This window comes from Pseudomonas sp. X10 (assembly GCF_054889225.1).
Map to the genome: position 1 here is coordinate 1,273,772 of NZ_CM142677.1, position 17,321 is coordinate 1,291,092.

Here is a 17,321-nt window from a genome sequence, read left to right on the forward strand (position 1 = left end):
GGCGTGGCTTACTTGCGTGCTACCAGCGTCGCCCGGCGCGGTGCCGGCAGGCCTTCGACCGTGCGGCTGTGGTCCTGCGGGTCAAGGAAGTCGCTCAGCGACTGGTAGCGCATCCATTCGGTGCTGCGCTGTTCCTCGATGCTGGTGACGCTGACATCGACACAGTGCACATCGCTGAAGCCGGCACGGCGCAGCCAGCGCTCCAGAGCCGGGACAGACGGCAGGAACCAGACATTGCGCATCTGCGCGTAGCGGTCTTCGGGCACCAGCACCTGGTGTTCGTCACCCTCGATGACCAAGGTCTCCAGCACCAGTTCGCCACCCTTGACCAGGCAGTCCTTGAGCGCCAACAGGTGCTCGATGGGGGAGCGGCGGTGGTAGAACACGCCCATGGAGAATACGGTGTCGAAGCCTTCCAGGTTCGGCGGTAGGTCTTCCAGGGCGAAGGGCAGGTGCCAGGCCGGTAATTCCGGCAGGTAGCGCTGCACGGCCTGGAACTGGCAGAAGAACAGCCAGTTCGGGTCGACGCCCACGACCATGTCGGCCCCGGCTCCGAGCATGCGCCACTGGTAGTAGCCATTGCCGCAGCCGACATCCAGCACGCGCTTGCCCCTAAGGTCCAGGTGCGGGCCGACTCGCGACCACTTCCAGTCCGAGCGCCACTCGGTGTCCACATGCACGCCGAACAGGTCGAACGGCCCCTTGCGCCAAGGCGAGAGGCCCATCAGGGCCTGGCGCATCTGGGCGCGAGTGGTGTCGTCGCATGGGCAATCCAGGCGCAGGCCATCGACCAGGTCGATTTCGCTGGGCTGCAGCGCTGGCAGGGCGTCGAGGGCGCTCTGCCAGCGCTGCAGGTCGCCGTGGCCTTTCTCCAGCTTGGCTTCGAGTTGCGCTTGCAGACCCTGCGACCAGGAGGCCAGGGGAGTACCCGCCAGGCGGCGGACCAGAGGAGACAGATCGATCATGGCAGGGCTATCAGCGAGGCGAAGTTGAGGCATTGGAACCAGGGCACGACCTTGGAGAAGCCCGCGGCATGAAGGCGTTCGCGGTGGGTCTCGAGGCTGTCGGGTTTCATCACGTTCTCGATGGCGCTGCGCTTCTGGGCGATTTCCAGTTCGCTGTAGCCATTGGCGCGCTTGAAGCCCAGGTGCAGTTCGGTAAGCAGGTCCTGTTCTCGCTCATCCTCGAAGCGCAGTTTCTCCGAGAGGATCAGTGCGCCGCCGGGCAGCAGGGCTCGGTGGATACGGGTGAGCAGGGCCTGGCGCTGCTCGGGGGCGATGAACTGCAGGGTGAAGTTCATCGCCACCACCGAAGCCGGTTGCAAGGGCAGGGCGACGATGTCGGCCTCGATCACCTGCACCGGCAGCAACTCCTGGAACATCGAGTCCTGGGCGGTGAGATACTGGCGGCAGCGCTCGACCATGGCCGCGGAATTGTCCACCGCAACCACATGGCAGCCGTCGGTGCGCACATGGCGGCGCAAGGCCTGGGTGACCGCGCCCAGCGAGCTGCCCAGGTCGTACAGGGCTGTGCCTGGCTGGGCGAATTGCGCTGCCAGCACCCCGACATTCTCGACGATGGTCGGGTAGCCGGGGACTGAGCGCTTGATCATGTCCGGGAACACCCGCACCACGTCTTCGTTGAAGACGAAATCAGGCACCTGGTCCAGAGGCTGGGCGAATAGGCGATCGGGGTCTTTGCTCACGGGCATTCCAGACGGCTGGCGATGAAAAGGGCCGGCATTTTAGCCAAACCGCGCCGAGGATGCATGGCCGGCTGACCAGCGAAGCGCCTTTATTTCACTGTGATCTCGCAGTCGAAGGTCTTCACGGGCCGTACTTCCGGTGCCCAGGGCTGTTGGTAGGTCAGGATCAGGTGGCCTTCGCCGGCCTGCTCCGCCTGGAAGCGCCAGGTCGATTGTCCGGCACTGCCGACGACACCCACGTCTTCCGGGTGGCTGTAGACCTCGGGGCCCAGGCTGCGCAAGATGTTCGACGCCGGATTTTGCAGCAACCAGCGGTAGCCGGTGCTGGGGTTGCTGGGCAGGGTCAGGGTCACCGTCTGGCCGACCTGCAGTTGCGCAGGGCAGTCATTCTGGGCGTCCAGATCGATGTTGTGTCGCGGTTGCTGGGCGCAGGCGGCGAGAAAGGCAAGGCTCAAGGGAACGAGCAGACGGGCAGCAGTCATGTTGGCTCCGGGGGGCTGGCGATGCTTGAGAATAACCGAAGCGGCGGGGTGGCTCCATCGCTGGGCAAGCCCACAGTGCCTCGATCATGCAATCGTCGGCAGTAGGGCTGACCCAGCGATGAGCCGGTCAGAACAAGACTTTCGCTACGTCGGCAAAGCGCTTGGCGAAATGCACCGTCAGGCCTTCGCGCAGGTAGTCGGGCAGCTCTTCGAAATCGCCCCGGTTAGCCTCCGGCAGGATCAGTTCGAAGATCTTCTGCCGTCGCGCGGCGATCACTTTCTCGCGCACCCCGCCAATCGGCAGGACCTGGCCGGTGAGGGTCAGCTCGCCGGTCATGGCCACGCCTCTCTTCGGCGCTTGGTCACGGGCCAGCGACAGCAGGGCGCTGGCCATGGTCACACCGGCGCTGGGGCCGTCCTTGGGTGTGGCGCCTTCCGGGACATGCAGGTGGATGAAAGCCTCGTTGAAGAAGCTCGGGTCGCCGCCATACTGCTTGAGGTTGGCGCTGACGTAGCTGTAGGCGATTTCGGCGGACTCCTTCATCACGTCGCCCAGCTTGCCGGTCAGTTTGAAGCCACGGTTGAGGGTGTGGATACGCGTGGCTTCGATCGGCAACGTCGCGCCGCCCATGCTGGTCCAGGCCAGGCCCGTGATCACGCCCTTGCCGGCCAGCACCTGCTCGCTGCGGAATACCGGCATGCCCAGGGCTGGTTCGAGGTCCTTGGTGCCGATCTTGATCTTCGCGTCTGGGTCTTCCAGCAGCTTGACCACCGACTTGCGTACCAGCTTGCCCAGTTGCTTCTCCAACTGGCGCACACCGGCTTCACGGGCATATCCCTCGATCACCATGCGCAGCGCACTGTCGCTGATGCTCAGGCTGGTCTTGGCCACGCCGGCCTTTTGCAACTGCTTGGGCCACAGGTGGCGCTTGGCGATGGCCAGCTTCTCTTCGGTGATGTAGCCGGACAGGCGGATCACTTCCATGCGGTCGAGCAAGGGGCCGGGGATCGAGTCCAGGGTATTGGCGGTGCAGACGAACAGCACCTTGGACAGGTCCAGGCGCAGGTCCAGGTAATGGTCGAGGAAGTCGACGTTCTGCTCCGGGTCGAGGGTTTCCAGCAACGCCGAGGCCGGGTCGCCTTGGTAGCTCTGGCCCATCTTGTCGATCTCGTCGAGCATGATCACCGGGTTCATCACCTCGACCTCCTTCAACGCCTGCACCAGTTTGCCTGGCTGGGCGCCGATGTAGGTGCGGCGGTGACCCTTGATCTCGGCCTCATCGCGCATGCCGCCGACGCTGAAGCGATAGAACGGCCGCCCCAGGGATTCGGCGATGGACCTACCGATGCTGGTCTTGCCTACCCCGGGTGGGCCAACCAGCAGGACGATGGAGCCGCTGATCTCACCTTTCCAGGCGCCGATGGCGAGGAATTCGAGGATGCGGTCCTTGATGTCGTCGAGCCCGGCATGATGCTGGTCGAGGATCTTGCGCGCGTGCTTGAGGTCGAGCTTGTCTTCGCCATACAGCCCCCAGGGCAGGGCGGTGGCCCATTCCAGGTAGTTGCGGGTGACGGCGTATTCGGGCGAGCCGGTTTCGAGGATCGCCAGCTTGCCCATTTCCTCGTCGATACGCTTCTGCGCGGCGGCGGGCAGGGTCTTGCCCTGCAAGCGCTGCTCGAATTGTTCGAGGTCGGCGCTGCGATCGTCCTTGGTCAGCCCCAGCTCCTGCTGGATGACCTTGAGCTGCTCCTTGAGGAAGAACTCGCGTTGATGCTCGCCGATCTGTCGGTTCACTTCCGCCGAGATCTCGTTCTGCAGCCGCGCGACTTCTACCTCCTTGCGCAGCATCGGCAGGACCTTTTCCATGCGCTTGAGCATGGGCACGCAGTCCAGGACTTCCTGCAACTGGTTGCCGGTGGCCGAGGTCAGGGCGGCAGCGAAGTCGGTCAGCGGCGACGGGTCGTTGGGGCTGAAGCGGTTGAGGTAGTTCTTCAGCTCTTCGCTGTACAAGGGGTTGAGCGGCAGCAGCTCCTTGATCGCATTGATCAAGGCCATGCCGTAGGCCTTGACCTCGTCGGTCGGCTCGGCAGGCTGGCGCGGGTATTCGACTTCGACCAGGTAAGGCGGGCGGTGGTGCTTGAGCCAGGTGCGGATGCGCACTCGGGTCAGGCCCTGGGCGACGAACTGCAGCTTGCCGTTCTCGCGGCTGGCATGGTGCACCTTGACCAGGGTGCCGTACAGCGGCAGGGCCGAGGTGTCGAAGTGGCGGTGGTCCTCCGGCGGAGTGTCCATGAAGAACAAGGCCAGGGAGTGGTGTGGTGTCTTGGCCACCAAGTCCAGGGTTTCTGCCCAGGGCTCTTCGTTGACGATCACAGGCAGTACCTGGGCCGGGAAGAAGGGGCGGTTGTGGATCGGGATCACGTAGACCTTGTCCGGCAACTGCTGGCCGGGCAGGGCCAGGTGATGGCCGGTGGTGGAGGCGGCTTCGAGGTGTTCGACTTCGCTGTGTTCGTCGGGATGTTCCGGAAGATCCTGCTGGTCGCTCATGGGGCACCTGCGCAAATGACTATGGTGCTTAGATGGGGCGGGGAGGGACAGGTTTCAATGGTAGTAGGAGCGGGCGTGCCCGCGATAGCGGCGGTGGGGGTGCCGACGCCATCGCGGGCACCCCGCTCCTACAGGTCTTGTGGCCTCATCATCAAGGATGAGGCCACATATGAGTTACTCGGCGAGCTTGTAAGCAATGATGTAGTCACCCATCTTGGTGCCCAGCGAGCCATGGCCGCCGGCGGTGACCAGCACGTACTGCTTGCCATCCTTGCCGGTGTAGGTCATTGGCGTGGCTTGGCCGCCAGCCGGCAGGCGGGATTTCCACAGTTCCTTGCCGTTGTTGGTGTCATAGGCGCGCAGGTACTGGTCCAGGGTGCCGCTGAGGAAGCCCACGCCACCGGCGGTGACGATGGAGCCGCCCATGCTCGGCACGCCCACCGGCAGACCGATCGGCACTGGGGTGCTGTCGCGGGTGGTGCCGTTTTTGTGCTTCCACACCACCTTGTTGGTGAACAGGTCGATACCGGCCACGTAGCCCCAGGCCGGGGCCTGGCACGGTACGCCCAGCGGCGACATGAACGGGTGCATGATCACGGCGTAAGGCGCTCCGGTGTTCGGCTGCACGCCGCTGGTTTCACTCTCGCGCTTGCTACCAGCGGCGACTTTTTCACGCGGTACCATCTTCGAGACGAAGGCCATGTAGTTCGGCGAAGTGAACAGCAACTGGCGGACCGGGTCGACCGAGACGCTGCCCCAGTTGAACACGCCGACGTTACCTGGATAGACCAGGCTGCCCTGCTCCGAAGGCGGGGTGTACTGGCCTTCGTAGCGCAGTTCGCGGAACTGGATGCGGCACAGCATCTGGTCGAACGGCGTGGCGCCCCACATGGCTTGTTCGGTCAGGTCCGGGCCGAGCAGGTTGAGGTCGGAGCGGGCCTGGGTCGGCGCGGTCCAATCACCTTTCACGGCACCTTGTGGCGCCGGGATCTCGCGGATCGGTACGATCGGTGTGCCATCACGGCGGTCGAGGACGTACAGGCTGCCCTGCTTGGTCGGCACGATGACCGCCGGCTTGATGCCGTCGTCGGTCTTCAGGTGTACCAGGGTCGGCTGGCTGCCGACGTCCATGTCCCACAGGTCGTGGTGGGTGAACTGGTAGTTCCAGCGCACCTTGCCGGTGGCCAGGTCGAGGGCGACGATGCCGGCGCTGAACTTCTCGGCACCGGGGGTACGGTCGGCGCCCCACTGGTCAGGGGTCTGGTTGCCCAGTGGCAAGTAGACCATGCCCAGGGTTTCGTCGACGCTGGCCAGCGACCACATGTTCGCCGAATTGCGGCTGTAGGTCTTGCCGGGAGCCAGTGGCGCGGTGTCGTCCGGGTTGTTGCTGTCCCAGTTCCACACCAGGCGGCCATCGTGCACGTCGTAGGCGCGGATCACGCCGGACGGCTCGTCGATCGACTCGTTGTCGGTGACATGGCCGCCGATGATCACCAGGTCACGGGTGATCGCCGCCGGCGAGGTGGAGTAGTAGCCACCGGCGGTGAATGGGCCGATGCCGGTGGTGAGGTCGATCACACCCTGGTTGGCGAAGCCTTCGCAGACCTTGCCGGTGTCGGCATTGAGGGCGATCAGGCGGGCATCGGCAGTGGGCAGGTAGAGGCGGCGTGGGCACTCCTGGGCCACGGCTTGGCCGGCCTCGGAGATCTTCGGCGCCGGACTGCCGTCACGGCTGACGTAGTTGTTCTCGTCATAGTACGAGACGCCACGGCAGGTCATGTGGGCGAAGCCCTTGAAGCCCACCGGGCTCTTGATCTGCGGGTCGAAGCGCCAGATTTCCTTGCCGGTGTCTGGGTCCAGGGCCAGTACCTTGCTATGCGCGGTGCAGGCGTAGAGCATGCCGTTGACCTTCAGCGGCGTGTTCTGGTTGGTCAGTTCCACCGGGTCGTCGGCTGTCGGCAGGTCACCGGTGCGGATGCGCCAGGCTTCTTCCAGGCGGTAGACGTTCTGCGCAGTGATCTGGCGTAGCGGCGAGTAGCGGTCACCGTGCTCGGTGCGGCCATAAGCTTGCCATTCGCCGTCGGGCATCGACGGGGCGGCGCTGGCCATTTCGCTGCTGTCACGGCCCAGTTCGCCCTGGATTTCGCCTGGGGTGGTGAACTGGCTGGCGATCGCGGTGGCGCCCGACAGCACCACACCCAGACCCAGCAGACCGAGGTTGGCGCGTGAGGAGGGGCCGGTCAGCGGGCGGGTCGCCCAGGGCAGCAGCAGGACCACGCCGATGGCGAACCAGATGGCCAGGCGCGGCACCAGTTGCCACCAGTCCAAGCCCACTTCCCACAATGCCCAAATCGTGCTGCCGATCAGCACCAGGCCATACAGGCCCAGGCCGATGCGTCGCTGGGCCAGCAGCAGGATACCGGACAGCGCAAAGCCGATACCGGCGATCAAGTAGTACAGGGAACCACCGAGCTGGCTCAGCTTGATACCGCCGGCCAGCAGGGCCAGGCCCATCAGCAACAGCAGCACGCCGATCAGGCGCGGCAGCCAGCGGGTTCCATTCTTGGCACCTTCAGTGCTCATCGTATGTTCTCCGTAGGGTCATTAGGGTGGGTTAGAAACTGCTCTGGATCTTCAATCCGCCGATCACGGCGTCATCGACCCGCGACACCCCGCCTGGATGGCGGATGTACTGCAGGTTCGGGCGCACGGTGAGCCAGTCGGCCAGGTGGATGCCGTAGTACAGCTCGGCGCTGTACTCGGTGTCCTGGACCGGCAGGAAAGCGGGGTTGTCGTAGTCGTCGAGGCCGGCGGCCTGGTTGGCCAAGCGGGCATTCTTGCGATAGGCGGGATTGACGTGCACGCGTGCGAGGGCGAAACCGATGTCGTCCTTGGCGCGGGCATCGAAGGGCCCTTTGTACACCACACCTGCCTGAACATAGTTGTCGATGGCATTGGTCTTCTTGTCATGCAACGTGGCGTTGGCGAACAGGCTCAGGCCACGGGAGTGATCGGATGCCTGCGAAGTCACTTGCTGCTGGGCTCCGAGCCAGAAGCCGTGCTTGCTGGAACTGCTCCGATACGCCTGGCCACTGAGCGCTGCCGGTTGGCCGTTGCTGTCCTTGTAAACATCTTGTGCCTTGGCATTACTGTAGTAGTACCCGGCGCGATATTCCCCTTTCAGGCCATTGACCGTTGGGCTCCAGACCAGTTCGACTGGCATGAGCGCGCCTTGGGTGCCGCTGCCGCTGAGCTTGAAGCCATTGCCGGACTCCAGGTTGGAGGGGTTCTGTTCGAAGACGCCGACCTGGGCGTAGAGCTCGTCGCTCAGGTTGTACCTGACACGCAAGGCCCACTGGCTGACCGGCCAGTTGTACCAGATGCCACCGACCCAGTTGCCCACCTGGGAGCCGCAGAACGCCAGGTTCTGGAAATCGCAGGGGAAGCTGTTGAAATCCTCGCCTTCACCGAAGCGGCCGAATTTCACGTCGAGGGCGCCATCGAAGTATTTCTGCTTGATCCACAGTTGCGTCAGCCGCCAGGTCTGGCCCCGGCCCCAGACTTCCTGGGCGGAGGTGAAACCACCGACGCGTGGGTCGTTGATCCGATCGTTGCTGATGTTGTTGCCATGGCGTTCGGTGACGGTCAGTTGAAATTCGGTGTCTTGCCAGCCAAGGATCTTCTCCAGGTCCAGGTGGCTGCCAAAGGTGAATTGATCGCTGTAGCGCGCGGTACGGTCGTGGTCGAAGCCGCCATGCAGGTTGCTGCCCATCTCGCCGGTATAGCCGAGGGTGAAGTCATAGCCCTTTTCCAGCAGCTCACTGCGCTTGCCGCCCCAGTCGCCGAGCATCCACGGCGAATCGCTGGCGAACATTTCGGCGGCGACGGTGCTGGGCGACACGCCACCAAGGAGGGCGGCCAGGGCAAGGCCGGAAAAACGATTTTGAGGCAGCTGGAGCATGAGATAGCGCTATCTTTTGGTTATTGAAAAAACGGCAAGCGCATCGAAGAGCGGGCTCTTCAATGGAAATGACCACTGGATTGATTGAATGAAGCGATTCAGCTTGCGAGCAGGAGGATATAGGGGAAGTTGTAAGAAAAAAAGACAAATTGTCGCAGCGCATTGTTGCTTTGACCGTAATAGTCATGCGCCAACCTGCTGTCAGTGTCCTTGCTTGGGGGAGTGGCCCCAGGATGCTGGGGCAGTCGAGGTAGGAGCCTGCGTCAGCTGGCGAGGGGCCGGTGAGTGGCCTCATCACGCCAACTGATGCTAGGTCCTACAGATGCAGCGCCTGCGCTCAGAACGAGGTGCGCAGGCCGACCTCGACGCTGCGGCCCGGTGCTGGCGCGATATCGCGCAGGATCGAGCTGGCGTAACGCACGGTCTGGTCGGTCAGGTTTTCGCCACGGACGAAGGCCAGCCACTGGCTCTGGCCGATGTCGAAGCGGTAACCCAGGCTGGCGCCCAGGGTGGTGTAGCCGCTGGTGCCGCTTTCATTGGACGGCTTGCGGTGCTGGGAGGCGGCGTGTTGCACATCGACGCGTGCTTGCCAGCGGTCCAGTTCCCACAGCAGGCCGCTGTTCAGGCGTAGCGGGGCGATGCGTGGCAGGTCTTCGCCAGTGTCCAGGTTCTTGGCCCGGGTATAGTCGCCGGAGAGCTCCAGGGCGAAGCTGCCGTAGCGGTTCTCTGCCAGTTGCCAGCGGTCCTGGGCCTCGATGCCGTAGAACCGCGCGCGCACGCCTTGGTACAGGTATTCGGGGATATCGCCGTGGTCATGGTCATGATCGTCGTCTTCATGATCGTGGTCGTGGTCGTGGCCTTCGCGCAGGTTGCCGCTGCCGATCAAGCCGATGTAGTTGCGGAAGTGGCTGTAGAACACCCCGACACTGCCCTTGTGCGTGCCATTGTCGAAGCGCAGGGCCAGGTCGCCGGAGATGGCCTTTTCCTTGTTCAGGTTTGGATCGCCGACTTCATAAGCGCCGGTGGCCACGTGGGCACCGTTGGCGTACAGCTCGTAGAACGTTGGCGCACGCTCCGTGTAGCCGAGGCTGGCGGCCAGCGACCAGACCGGGGTGAGCTGGTACACAGCGCCTGACGACAGGCTGGTGGCTGTGAAGCTGCTGGAGCTGTCGGCAGCGGCGAAGCGCTCGTCACCCTTGGCGTCCGGGTCGATGCGGGTGTGTTCCAGGCGTGCGCCTAGGCTCAGGTTCAGGCGCTCGGTGGCTTGCCACTGCTCGAGCATGAACAGCGCCACGCTGTCGGTATCGGTTTGCGGCACGAAGGCTTCTTCGCCAAGCGCGGAGAATTCGTTGCGGCTGACCTGCGCACCGATCACCCCCTCCACAGGCCCCAAGGGTTGGTGGCGGGCCTCGACGCGGGCCTCGTATCCCTTGTTCTTGAAGGTGGTGTGCACTTCACCGTCTTCGATCTCGCGGTGCTTGTAGTCGGTGTATCCGGCGTCGACCTTGACCGAGCTGAACGGGCCGTCCAGGTCCCGCAATTCCGAGGCGAAACCGTAGTGGTCCTGCTCCATGTCCAGGCGCACGTCCGGTTCGGCCACCGAGCCGTAGTTACTGTCGTAGCGGCTGTAGGACAGCCCGGCGTAGCCGTGGTCCCAATGGTAGGAACCGCCGACAGCGCCGCCGTCCTGGCGGCCGTCGCTGTTCTCCAGGCGATGGCGCTTACCGGGCTCGTCAGCATCGCGGACCTTCGAACTGCGCGCATAGCCGGGGATGCGCAGGTCGTTGAACTGACGGCTGTTAGCGTCCAGGTGCAGGGCGAAGTTGCCGTCGCCGGCCTCCAGCTTGCCGGCGCTGCTGCGGGTGGTGTCGGCGCCGCCATAGCGCAGTTCGCCCGCGCCATGGATACCCTCGATGGGCGAGGTCGGTATGCGGTTGTCGAAGCTGTTGACCACGCCACCGATGGCATTGCCGCCATAGAGCAGGGCGGCCGGGCCGCGGACGATCTCGATACGTTCGACAGTGGCTGGGTCCAGCGGCACGGCGTGGTCGTAGGACAGCGACGAGGCATCCAGGGCGCCGACACCGTTGCGCAGGATGCGGATACGGTCGCCGTCCAGGCCGCGGATTACCGGGCGGCTGGCACCTGGGCCGAACCAGGTCGAAGCAACGCCGGGTTGTTTGTTCAGGGTTTCGCCGAGGCTCGACTGCTGGCTGTGCAACAGATCATCACCTTCGAGGATGGTGCTGGGGGCGGCCAGTTGGCTGTTGCCCAAGGGGTTGGCGGTGATGACCTGAGGCTCCAGCTCCACCGCTTGGCTGGGCGAGGAGGCCAGCCAGAGGGCGACGGCTAGGGGCGAGAGGTGTAAGGGAATGGGGCGCATGAGGGGTGTACTTCCTTGGCAGATTTTCTAGTTTGGTTACAATATAACATCACTATTTCAGCATAAAGCCAAGCGCCCTGACTAGAGCGGATGCACGCACTAGACTTGTCTTGGAGGGGAGGGGCATTGCAGGAGTCATGGGGGTGTTTTGCTGCCTGGCCTGTTTCTACGGATCTGCTGCTCAGGCTCCATGAGGGGCATGGGCCGCGATTGGGGAGGTCGCCCTCGCACAATGGCGTTCCGCATTTGAGCGATTTTCTTGAGTGAACCGTGTAGGGTGCGGCCCTTTCATCCGTGGAGTACTGGCATGAGCACCACTCAACACAACGCGCTGCATGGCGTGACCCTGGAGCAGATCCTCACCGCGCTGGTCGCGCACTACCAATGGCAGGGACTGGCCGAGCGTATCGATATCCGCTGCTTCAAGAGCAATCCAAGCATCAAGTCGAGCCTGACCTTCCTGCGCAAGACGCCCTGGGCGCGGGAGAAGGTCGAGCAGCTTTATGTGAAGCTGCAGCGGGCCGGTTGAGTGCTGCGCCATCCTTGGTTGTCCTTGGCCGCAGTACTCGGCTGGACCGGGCTGGCCGTGCAGCTGTACCTGGTGCTGCTGGTGCGCTGGCAGGAACAGGCCAGCCTGGTCGGCGGCCTAGTGAACGTCTTCAGTTATTTCACGGTATTGAGCAATACACTGGTCGCTACGGTATTCAGCTATGCCGCGTTCGGCCGTGAGTCGCCCGGGCGGCGATTCTTTCTTTCAGCGGCGGTCAGTTCGGGGGTTGCCGCCAGTATCCTGCTGGTGGCGGTGGCCTACAGCCTGCTGTTGCGCCACTTGTGGCAGCCACAGGGTTGGCAATGGCTGGCGGATGAGTTGCTGCACGATGTGATGCCGCTGCTGTTCGCTGGGTACTGGTGGCGTTGTGTGGATAAGAGTGGCCTGCGTCTTTGGCATGTGCTGGCCTGGGCCTTGTATCCGGTGGGGTATTTCATGTACGCGTTGTGGCGGGGGGAGGTGATCGGGGTGTATGCCTATCCGTTCATCGATGTGGCCAGCCTGGGCTATGCGCGGGTGATGCTCAATGCCCTGGCCGTGTTGGCAGGGTTCCTGGGCATTGGTCTGCTGTTGTTGGGCCTGGGCCGCTGGCAGGGACGGCGCCTGGCCAGTGCCAAGGCGCAACCCTGAGGAGCTCACTCGTCTTCGTCGCTGGTGTCCAGGCGCCAGTAGGCGGCAGCTTTGAGCGCATCCTCCTTCGCGCCCTTCTCCAGCAGCAGCGCCTTGGCCTGACGGGTCAGCGTTTTTTCCAGGGCGATCCAGCTGTAGAGCGAACCGTCTGGTAGAGCGAGGTCCTTGAGCACGGCCAGCAGTGCCTGGCGGTGACGTTGCACCCAGATCACTTCCACCTGCGCGCGGCTTTCCAGCGGCTGGCGCTCCTGTTCATCCTCGACCTCGATCACGGCCAGCACTTTGCGGCCGGTCGGCAGTTCCTCGAGACGCCGGGCGATGGCCGGGATAGCGGTTTCGTCGCCGACCAGCAGGTAGCTGTCGAAAATGTCCGGCACCACCATCGAGGCGCGTGGGCCGGCGATATCCAGCACCTGGCCCGGGGTAGCCTGGGCGGCCCAGGTCGAGGCAGGGCCGTCGCCGTGCAGGACGAAATCGATGTCCAGCTCACCCGCTGTCAGGTCGATGCGCCGCGGCGTGTACTCGCGCATGGTCGGGCGCACGGTACTGTCGCGACCGAGGTTGCGGTTGTCGATGGCCTGTTGCTCTTCTGGCGAGCAGGCGAACAGCAGCTTGACATGGTCGTCGCTGCCGACGCTGATGAAGCCTTGCAGCTCCGGGCCGCCCAGGGTGACGCGGCGCATGCGCGGGGTCAGTTCGGTGACCCGCAGCACCTGCAGGCGGCGCTGCCTGATCTCGTGGTTGACGCGGTGGATAGTGGGCTTTGCAGTCTCACTCATTGGTCTTTCTCCTGGGTTGCCGCGGCCGGTCCTGACGCGATGGCTTTGGCAGTGCTGTTGAGCAGGTCGCGGACCCGTTCGATTTCTTCACGGCTCCAGCGCCCGCTGTGCATGTGCAGGGCATGGCGCAGGTTGCCAACGGCCTCGTGGATCTCCGCTGGCCGGTCATGGCCGCGCAAGGCGCGTTTGCTGACCTCGATGCGCATGCGCACGCCGTCCAGGGCGATGGCTTGGTCGGCAAGAGAGGTGCGTCCGGCGTCAGTGATGACGTAGAGGCGTTTGCTGCCTTGGACCTGACCGCTGATCAGTTCGGCCTCCTCGAGGAAGTTCAGGGTCGGATAGATCACACCGGGGCTGGGGCTGTAATTGCCGTCGAACAGGTTCTCGATCTGGCGGATCAGGTCGTAGCCGTGACCGGGTTGCTCGGCCAGCATCGACAGCAAGAGCAGTTTCAGGTCGCCGGGGGCGAAGACACGGGGGCCGCGCTCGCCACGGCCGGAACGGCGCTCGAACGGGTCGTGGCGTTCGCCGGGCGCGTGAGGGGAATGGTGGTCGCGCATGGAGTGGCTCCGTCTGTTTCGATATATCGCTAGATATTACTCAAGATATATCTTAAGACAAGCCCTGAAATGATAATAATTATCATCGAAGAGTTCGATGGGATTACGCGATTGCGCGCATTCTCTGGGAGTAACTGTCTTGAAGCCTGACGCTGGACCTGTTCCTGTAGGTCCAGCGACCGTGGGCGTCAGTTTGCGCACTGTTCGTCCCGTCAATGTGCCGCCAACTGCGGCGCTTTGCATTGGGTGGCGCTGCCTGGCTCCAGGTATGGCATGAGGATCGGCGCCATGCCCTTGAGCACTTGCACCGGCAAGGCCGAGGTGAACTTGAAGGTTTCAGCGGCGCGCCCCGGGACGAAGGCGGTGAGGGTGCCGAAGTGGTTGTCGCCGAGGAAGAACACGAAGGTGGCGGTGCGGTTCAGCGAGCGTGAACTGATCAGGCGGCCGCCGGCGCCAAAGCTTTCGATGCGGTTGTCACCGGTACCAGTCTTGCCGCCCATGACCAGCGATGTGCCATCTTGCAATTTGAAGCTGCCGGATACCCGTCGTGCGGTCCCGGCATCGACCACCTGCGACAGGGCGCCGCGCAAGGCTTGGGCGACTTCCACCGGGAGGATCCTCTGACCACGGTCCGGGTCGCTGATCAGCTTGGTTTCATAGGGGGTGTCGGCGGCGAAGTGCAGGGTGTCGAGGCGCAGGGTCGGCAGGCGCACACCATCGTTCTGGATGATCCCGATCAACTCGGCGAGGGCGGCGGGGCGGTCGCCGGAACTGCCGATGGCGGTGGCCAGCGAGGGCACCAGGTGATTGAAGGGGTAGCCCACGTGTTTCCAGCGCTGATGGATGTCGAGGAAGGCTTCGATCTCGACCATGGTGCGGATGCGGCTGTCGCGCGCGCCTTTGTGGCGGCTCTTGAACAGCCAACTGTAGACCTCCTGGCGCTCGAAGCGACTGGCATTGACGGCGTCCTGGAACTGGGCACTGGGGTTTTTCAGCAGGTAGCCGAGCAGCCACAGGTCCAGGGGGTGGACCTTGGCGATGTAGCCTTGGTCGGGCAAGTCGTACTTGCCGGGGCCGTAGGCATCGTACATGTCCACCAGGCGTGTGTCGGTCAACCTGGCCAGCGCAGCCTTGTCTTTCTGCCCGTGGGCGCGGACAAAGGCGTTGAAAGTCTCCTGGCCTGCTTCGGGGAACAGGTAGCGGTGCACCGCCGCCAGACGCTGTGGCGTGACCCGCATGCTGTCGAGGAAGGTTTCCAGGCGTTGTTGCGAAGTCTTGCGCTGGTACTTCCTCCAGAACCGCATCAGGTAGTGGGTGCCTTCCCGGTCGGCGAAGCGGGCCAGGTACTCCTGGCGGCGCGGGTCGGCGTCGTCCTTGAGCAGCGGTTCGCGATTGTAGGGCGCCTGGTAGGTGACATAGCGCACCACGTCGCGCATCAGGCGGATGAAGGGCAGGTTGATCGACTCCCGCAGGGCTTCCTTGAGGGTCGGGTTGCGCCGGTTGTCTTCTTTGCGGAAGTTGTTGAACACGTGCATGCCGCCGCCGGTGAAGAACGATTCTCCGGGGCTGGCCGAATACTTGCGTTCCAGGGCCGCGTCGAGCATGGCGGCCAGGCTCTGGTCCTTGTTGCGCATCAGCCAGTCGAGTGACCAGCGGCTGATGAAGTCCAGTTCCGCTACTTCGACCTTCTTCAGTTCGGCCGCCGGCTGGCCGGCGTACTTGTCGTGCAGTTCTGCGATGATCTCCAGGTAGGTGGTCAGCACCCGCAGCTTGGCCGTGGAGCCGAGTTCCAGTTTGCTGCCTTCATTGATGTCGAAGGGTTGGTCGGTGCTGTCGGTCTGCACCCGCACCCTGGAGCCGTCGGCGGTGCGTTCGAACAGAGTGAAGCTGTAGCGCACCTGGTCGGTGGTCTTGGGGGTGAGCAGGCGTTCGCCGATCAGCCCGACCTGGGCCGCGAACTCAGGGTCGGAGAGGTTCTTCAGGTATTGGCTGACCTGCATTTGCAGGTCGGCCTGCAGGGTACTGGTGGCGGACAGGTCCAGGCGGTCGAGGTCGTACAGGGGGCGGTTGAGCATGGCGGCCATGCGATTGCGCGCCAGGCTGATGCCCTTGTTAGTGATGATCGGCACGATGGTCGGCTGGGCCACCCAGTCGCGGTACACCGCCTTGCTGGCCAGCGCCGCGTCCGCTAACGGCCGCTCGATGATGCCGTTGGCGGCGAGCACGCGGATGTGCGCGTCGGTAAGGGCGGCCAACTCGACGCGGCCTCTGGACAGGTAATGGGAGGGCCGGCGTTGGGCGATCATCAGCGACAGCACCTGGCGCAGGGCCAAGCCGCGCTCAGCCATGCCTTGCGGGTCGCTGGCGGTGGACAACAGGGCCCGGTTGACCTGGTCGAAGTCCGCGCCGTACCAGACCCGCAGGCCCTCTGCCATGCCGTGCACCTCGCCGTGGCCAGGCACTGCCGAGAGCGGCACGCTGTTGAGGTAGTCGCGCACGATGCGTTGGCGCGCCACTGTGGTGTCCGGCCCACCTTGATAGGCACGGACGCTGGCGGAAATCATCTGGCGGATCTTTTCGGTACCCGAGACGGTCAGGCCGTCCGGGGAGTGGCGGTATTTCTCCAACTGAGTGGCGAGGGTGCTACCGCCAGCGGATTGGCCAGGCAGGGCCAGGTGCTTGGCCACCTGGCTGTAGGCGGCCTTGGCGAAGCGCGGCCAATCCACTGCCGGGTTGTTGCGAGGGTCGCCAGGGGCGAGCAAGTCGCGGTTCTCGATGAACAACAGGCTGTTGACGATCACCGGAGGAATCGCTGCGAAGTCCGGGTATACGTGCTGGGGGTAGTTGTACTGGTAGAGGCTGTCACCGCGGCAATCGGTGATCGACAGGCCTGCTTGGCTCTTCTCCACGAAAGGGACGAACAGGTCATGGTCGACGTAGTTCATCAGCGCCGGAGAAAAGCGCACCTGCTCACTGATCAGGTAGTCGCGCTTGAGCAGACGGGGCAGGAATTCACCCAGCGCGCTGTAGCCCAGGCGCTTGTCGAAGGGACCATCGCCTGGGTAGACGATGGCGTCACTGGGGCCCGGTTCCAGGGAGTAGGTGAGGGTACTGGCCAGGCGGCTGAATTCCCGCGATTGCAGTTTCGAGGTCTGTACCTCGTCATAGACCGCGAAGCCGATGGCGACGATGGCCAGCAGCAGGATCAGGGCGATCAGGCGCCACCACAGATGGCGCTGACGTGGAGTTTTCGGCAGCGGAGCCTCAGCCAGGTTTGTTTCGGGTGCTTCCGTTCTGGTTGGTTCCGATTGCCACAGTGCGCCCATAGTCTTCAGCCTGGCTATGTATTTTCGTCTTGCTTGTCTGAAGCTTAGACGGTGGCCGGATTTGGTGAAAAAATTGTAAGAAGCGCCCTTAAGCTTGGTAGGAACATTCGGCTTTGGTGGTGCTTCCATTCTGCGGCGTTATTGATATGGTAGGCCCCCGTTTTCACCAGCGGGGCGCGGCCTGGGGAATGTCCCTCCGTGACAGGGGATTTTGCCGAGAGTTCTCGCCAAATATCCTGCGTTATATAGTGAAAAACCCTACAGTTGGCTTTCTATACTGCTCGCCCCCTTCGCCCTGCCGGCCCCTTGCTTGCCGGCAGACGGGTTGGCCCACAAGGCCAGCCCGGCAAGACGACGCCTGCGCCTATCGGCGCTGCCGGATCTGCACGAAGGTCAT

The 17,321-nt window shown here is 63.7% G+C and carries 12 protein-coding genes; 2 read left to right on the forward strand and 10 right to left on the reverse strand.

Annotated features, from left to right (window positions below; all coding sequences use genetic code 11):
* Positions 1-8: 8 nt before the first annotated feature.
* The 7 genes from cmoB to ACYU03_RS05990 all read right to left on the reverse strand — a co-directional run bounded on the left by cmoB (position 9) and on the right by ACYU03_RS05990 (position 11,079).
* Positions 9-965 (reverse strand): tRNA 5-methoxyuridine(34)/uridine 5-oxyacetic acid(34) synthase CmoB, encoded by a 957-nt coding sequence (gene cmoB / locus ACYU03_RS05960; RefSeq protein ID WP_461888833.1) that lies wholly within the window; start codon positions 963-965, stop codon positions 9-11.
* Positions 962-1,711, reverse strand: a complete 750-nt coding sequence (gene cmoA, locus ACYU03_RS05965; protein WP_461888835.1) for a carboxy-S-adenosyl-L-methionine synthase CmoA — start codon at positions 1,709-1,711, stop codon at positions 962-964. The genes cmoB and cmoA overlap by 4 nt, the downstream gene beginning before the upstream one ends.
* Before the next feature lie 83 nt (positions 1,712-1,794).
* Complete coding sequence (locus ACYU03_RS05970; protein WP_461888837.1) at positions 1,795-2,187, reverse strand: protease inhibitor I42 family protein; 393 nt, start codon at positions 2,185-2,187, stop codon at positions 1,795-1,797.
* A 127-nt stretch (positions 2,188-2,314) separates the two neighbouring features.
* Positions 2,315-4,735: an endopeptidase La gene (gene lon / locus ACYU03_RS05975; RefSeq protein WP_461888838.1), complete on the reverse strand. Its 2,421-nt coding sequence runs from the start codon at positions 4,733-4,735 to the stop codon at positions 2,315-2,317.
* Between the two features lie 174 nt (positions 4,736-4,909).
* Positions 4,910-7,318, reverse strand: coding sequence for a glucose/quinate/shikimate family membrane-bound PQQ-dependent dehydrogenase (locus tag ACYU03_RS05980; RefSeq protein ID WP_461888840.1), 2,409 nt, complete (start codon positions 7,316-7,318; stop codon positions 4,910-4,912).
* A gap of 31 nt (positions 7,319-7,349) precedes the next feature.
* Complete coding sequence (locus ACYU03_RS05985) at positions 7,350-8,696, reverse strand: carbohydrate porin (RefSeq protein ID WP_461888842.1); 1,347 nt, start codon at positions 8,694-8,696, stop codon at positions 7,350-7,352.
* 337 nt (positions 8,697-9,033) lie between these two features.
* The gene (locus ACYU03_RS05990; protein WP_461888844.1) at positions 9,034-11,079 is read right to left on the reverse strand and encodes a TonB-dependent receptor; all 2,046 of its coding nucleotides are present in this window, start codon (positions 11,077-11,079) and stop codon (positions 9,034-9,036) included.
* A 307-nt stretch (positions 11,080-11,386) separates the two neighbouring features.
* Between ACYU03_RS05990 and ACYU03_RS05995 the strand changes: the two genes are divergently transcribed.
* Complete coding sequence (locus tag ACYU03_RS05995) at positions 11,387-11,608, forward strand: VF530 family protein (RefSeq protein ID WP_461888846.1); 222 nt, start codon at positions 11,387-11,389, stop codon at positions 11,606-11,608.
* Complete coding sequence (locus tag ACYU03_RS06000; protein ID WP_461888848.1) at positions 11,609-12,259, forward strand: Pr6Pr family membrane protein; 651 nt, start codon at positions 11,609-11,611, stop codon at positions 12,257-12,259.
* Positions 12,260-12,264: 5 nt separating this feature from the next.
* Here the strand turns inward: ACYU03_RS06000 and ACYU03_RS06005 are convergent, their stop codons facing one another.
* The 3 genes from ACYU03_RS06005 to ACYU03_RS06015 all read right to left on the reverse strand — a co-directional run bounded on the left by ACYU03_RS06005 (position 12,265) and on the right by ACYU03_RS06015 (position 16,924).
* Entirely contained in the window at positions 12,265-13,038 is a 774-nt protein-coding gene (locus tag ACYU03_RS06005; protein ID WP_461888850.1) for a siderophore-interacting protein, read from the reverse strand.
* Positions 13,035-13,598, reverse strand: coding sequence for a PadR family transcriptional regulator (locus ACYU03_RS06010; RefSeq protein ID WP_461888851.1), 564 nt, complete (start codon positions 13,596-13,598; stop codon positions 13,035-13,037). Before ACYU03_RS06010 ends, ACYU03_RS06005 begins: the two co-directional genes overlap by 4 nt.
* Before the next feature lie 212 nt (positions 13,599-13,810).
* A complete protein-coding gene (locus ACYU03_RS06015; protein WP_461888853.1) occupies positions 13,811-16,924 on the reverse strand; it encodes a transglycosylase domain-containing protein in 3,114 nt (1,037 codons plus the stop codon).
* Between the last annotated feature and the right edge of the window lie 397 nt (positions 16,925-17,321).

Excerpts from the sequence above, each read along its gene's own strand:
- cmoB (WP_461888833.1), bottom strand. The coding sequence starts at position 965 with ATGATCGATCTGTCTCCTCTGGTCCGCCGCCTGGCGGGTACTCCCCTG.
- cmoA (WP_461888835.1), bottom strand. The coding sequence starts at position 1,711 with ATGCCCGTGAGCAAAGACCCCGATCGCCTATTCGCCCAGCCTCTGGAC.
- ACYU03_RS05970 (WP_461888837.1), bottom strand. The coding sequence starts at position 2,187 with ATGACTGCTGCCCGTCTGCTCGTTCCCTTGAGCCTTGCCTTTCTCGCC.
- lon (WP_461888838.1), bottom strand. The coding sequence starts at position 4,735 with ATGAGCGACCAGCAGGATCTTCCGGAACATCCCGACGAACACAGCGAA.
- ACYU03_RS05980 (WP_461888840.1), bottom strand. The coding sequence starts at position 7,318 with ATGAGCACTGAAGGTGCCAAGAATGGAACCCGCTGGCTGCCGCGCCTG.
- ACYU03_RS05985 (WP_461888842.1), bottom strand. The coding sequence starts at position 8,696 with ATGCTCCAGCTGCCTCAAAATCGTTTTTCCGGCCTTGCCCTGGCCGCC.
- ACYU03_RS05990 (WP_461888844.1), bottom strand. The coding sequence starts at position 11,079 with ATGCGCCCCATTCCCTTACACCTCTCGCCCCTAGCCGTCGCCCTCTGG.
- ACYU03_RS05995 (WP_461888846.1), top strand. The coding sequence starts at position 11,387 with ATGAGCACCACTCAACACAACGCGCTGCATGGCGTGACCCTGGAGCAG.
- ACYU03_RS06005 (WP_461888850.1), bottom strand. The coding sequence starts at position 13,038 with ATGAGTGAGACTGCAAAGCCCACTATCCACCGCGTCAACCACGAGATC.
- ACYU03_RS06010 (WP_461888851.1), bottom strand. The coding sequence starts at position 13,598 with ATGCGCGACCACCATTCCCCTCACGCGCCCGGCGAACGCCACGACCCG.
- ACYU03_RS06015 (WP_461888853.1), bottom strand. The coding sequence starts at position 16,924 with ATGGGCGCACTGTGGCAATCGGAACCAACCAGAACGGAAGCACCCGAA.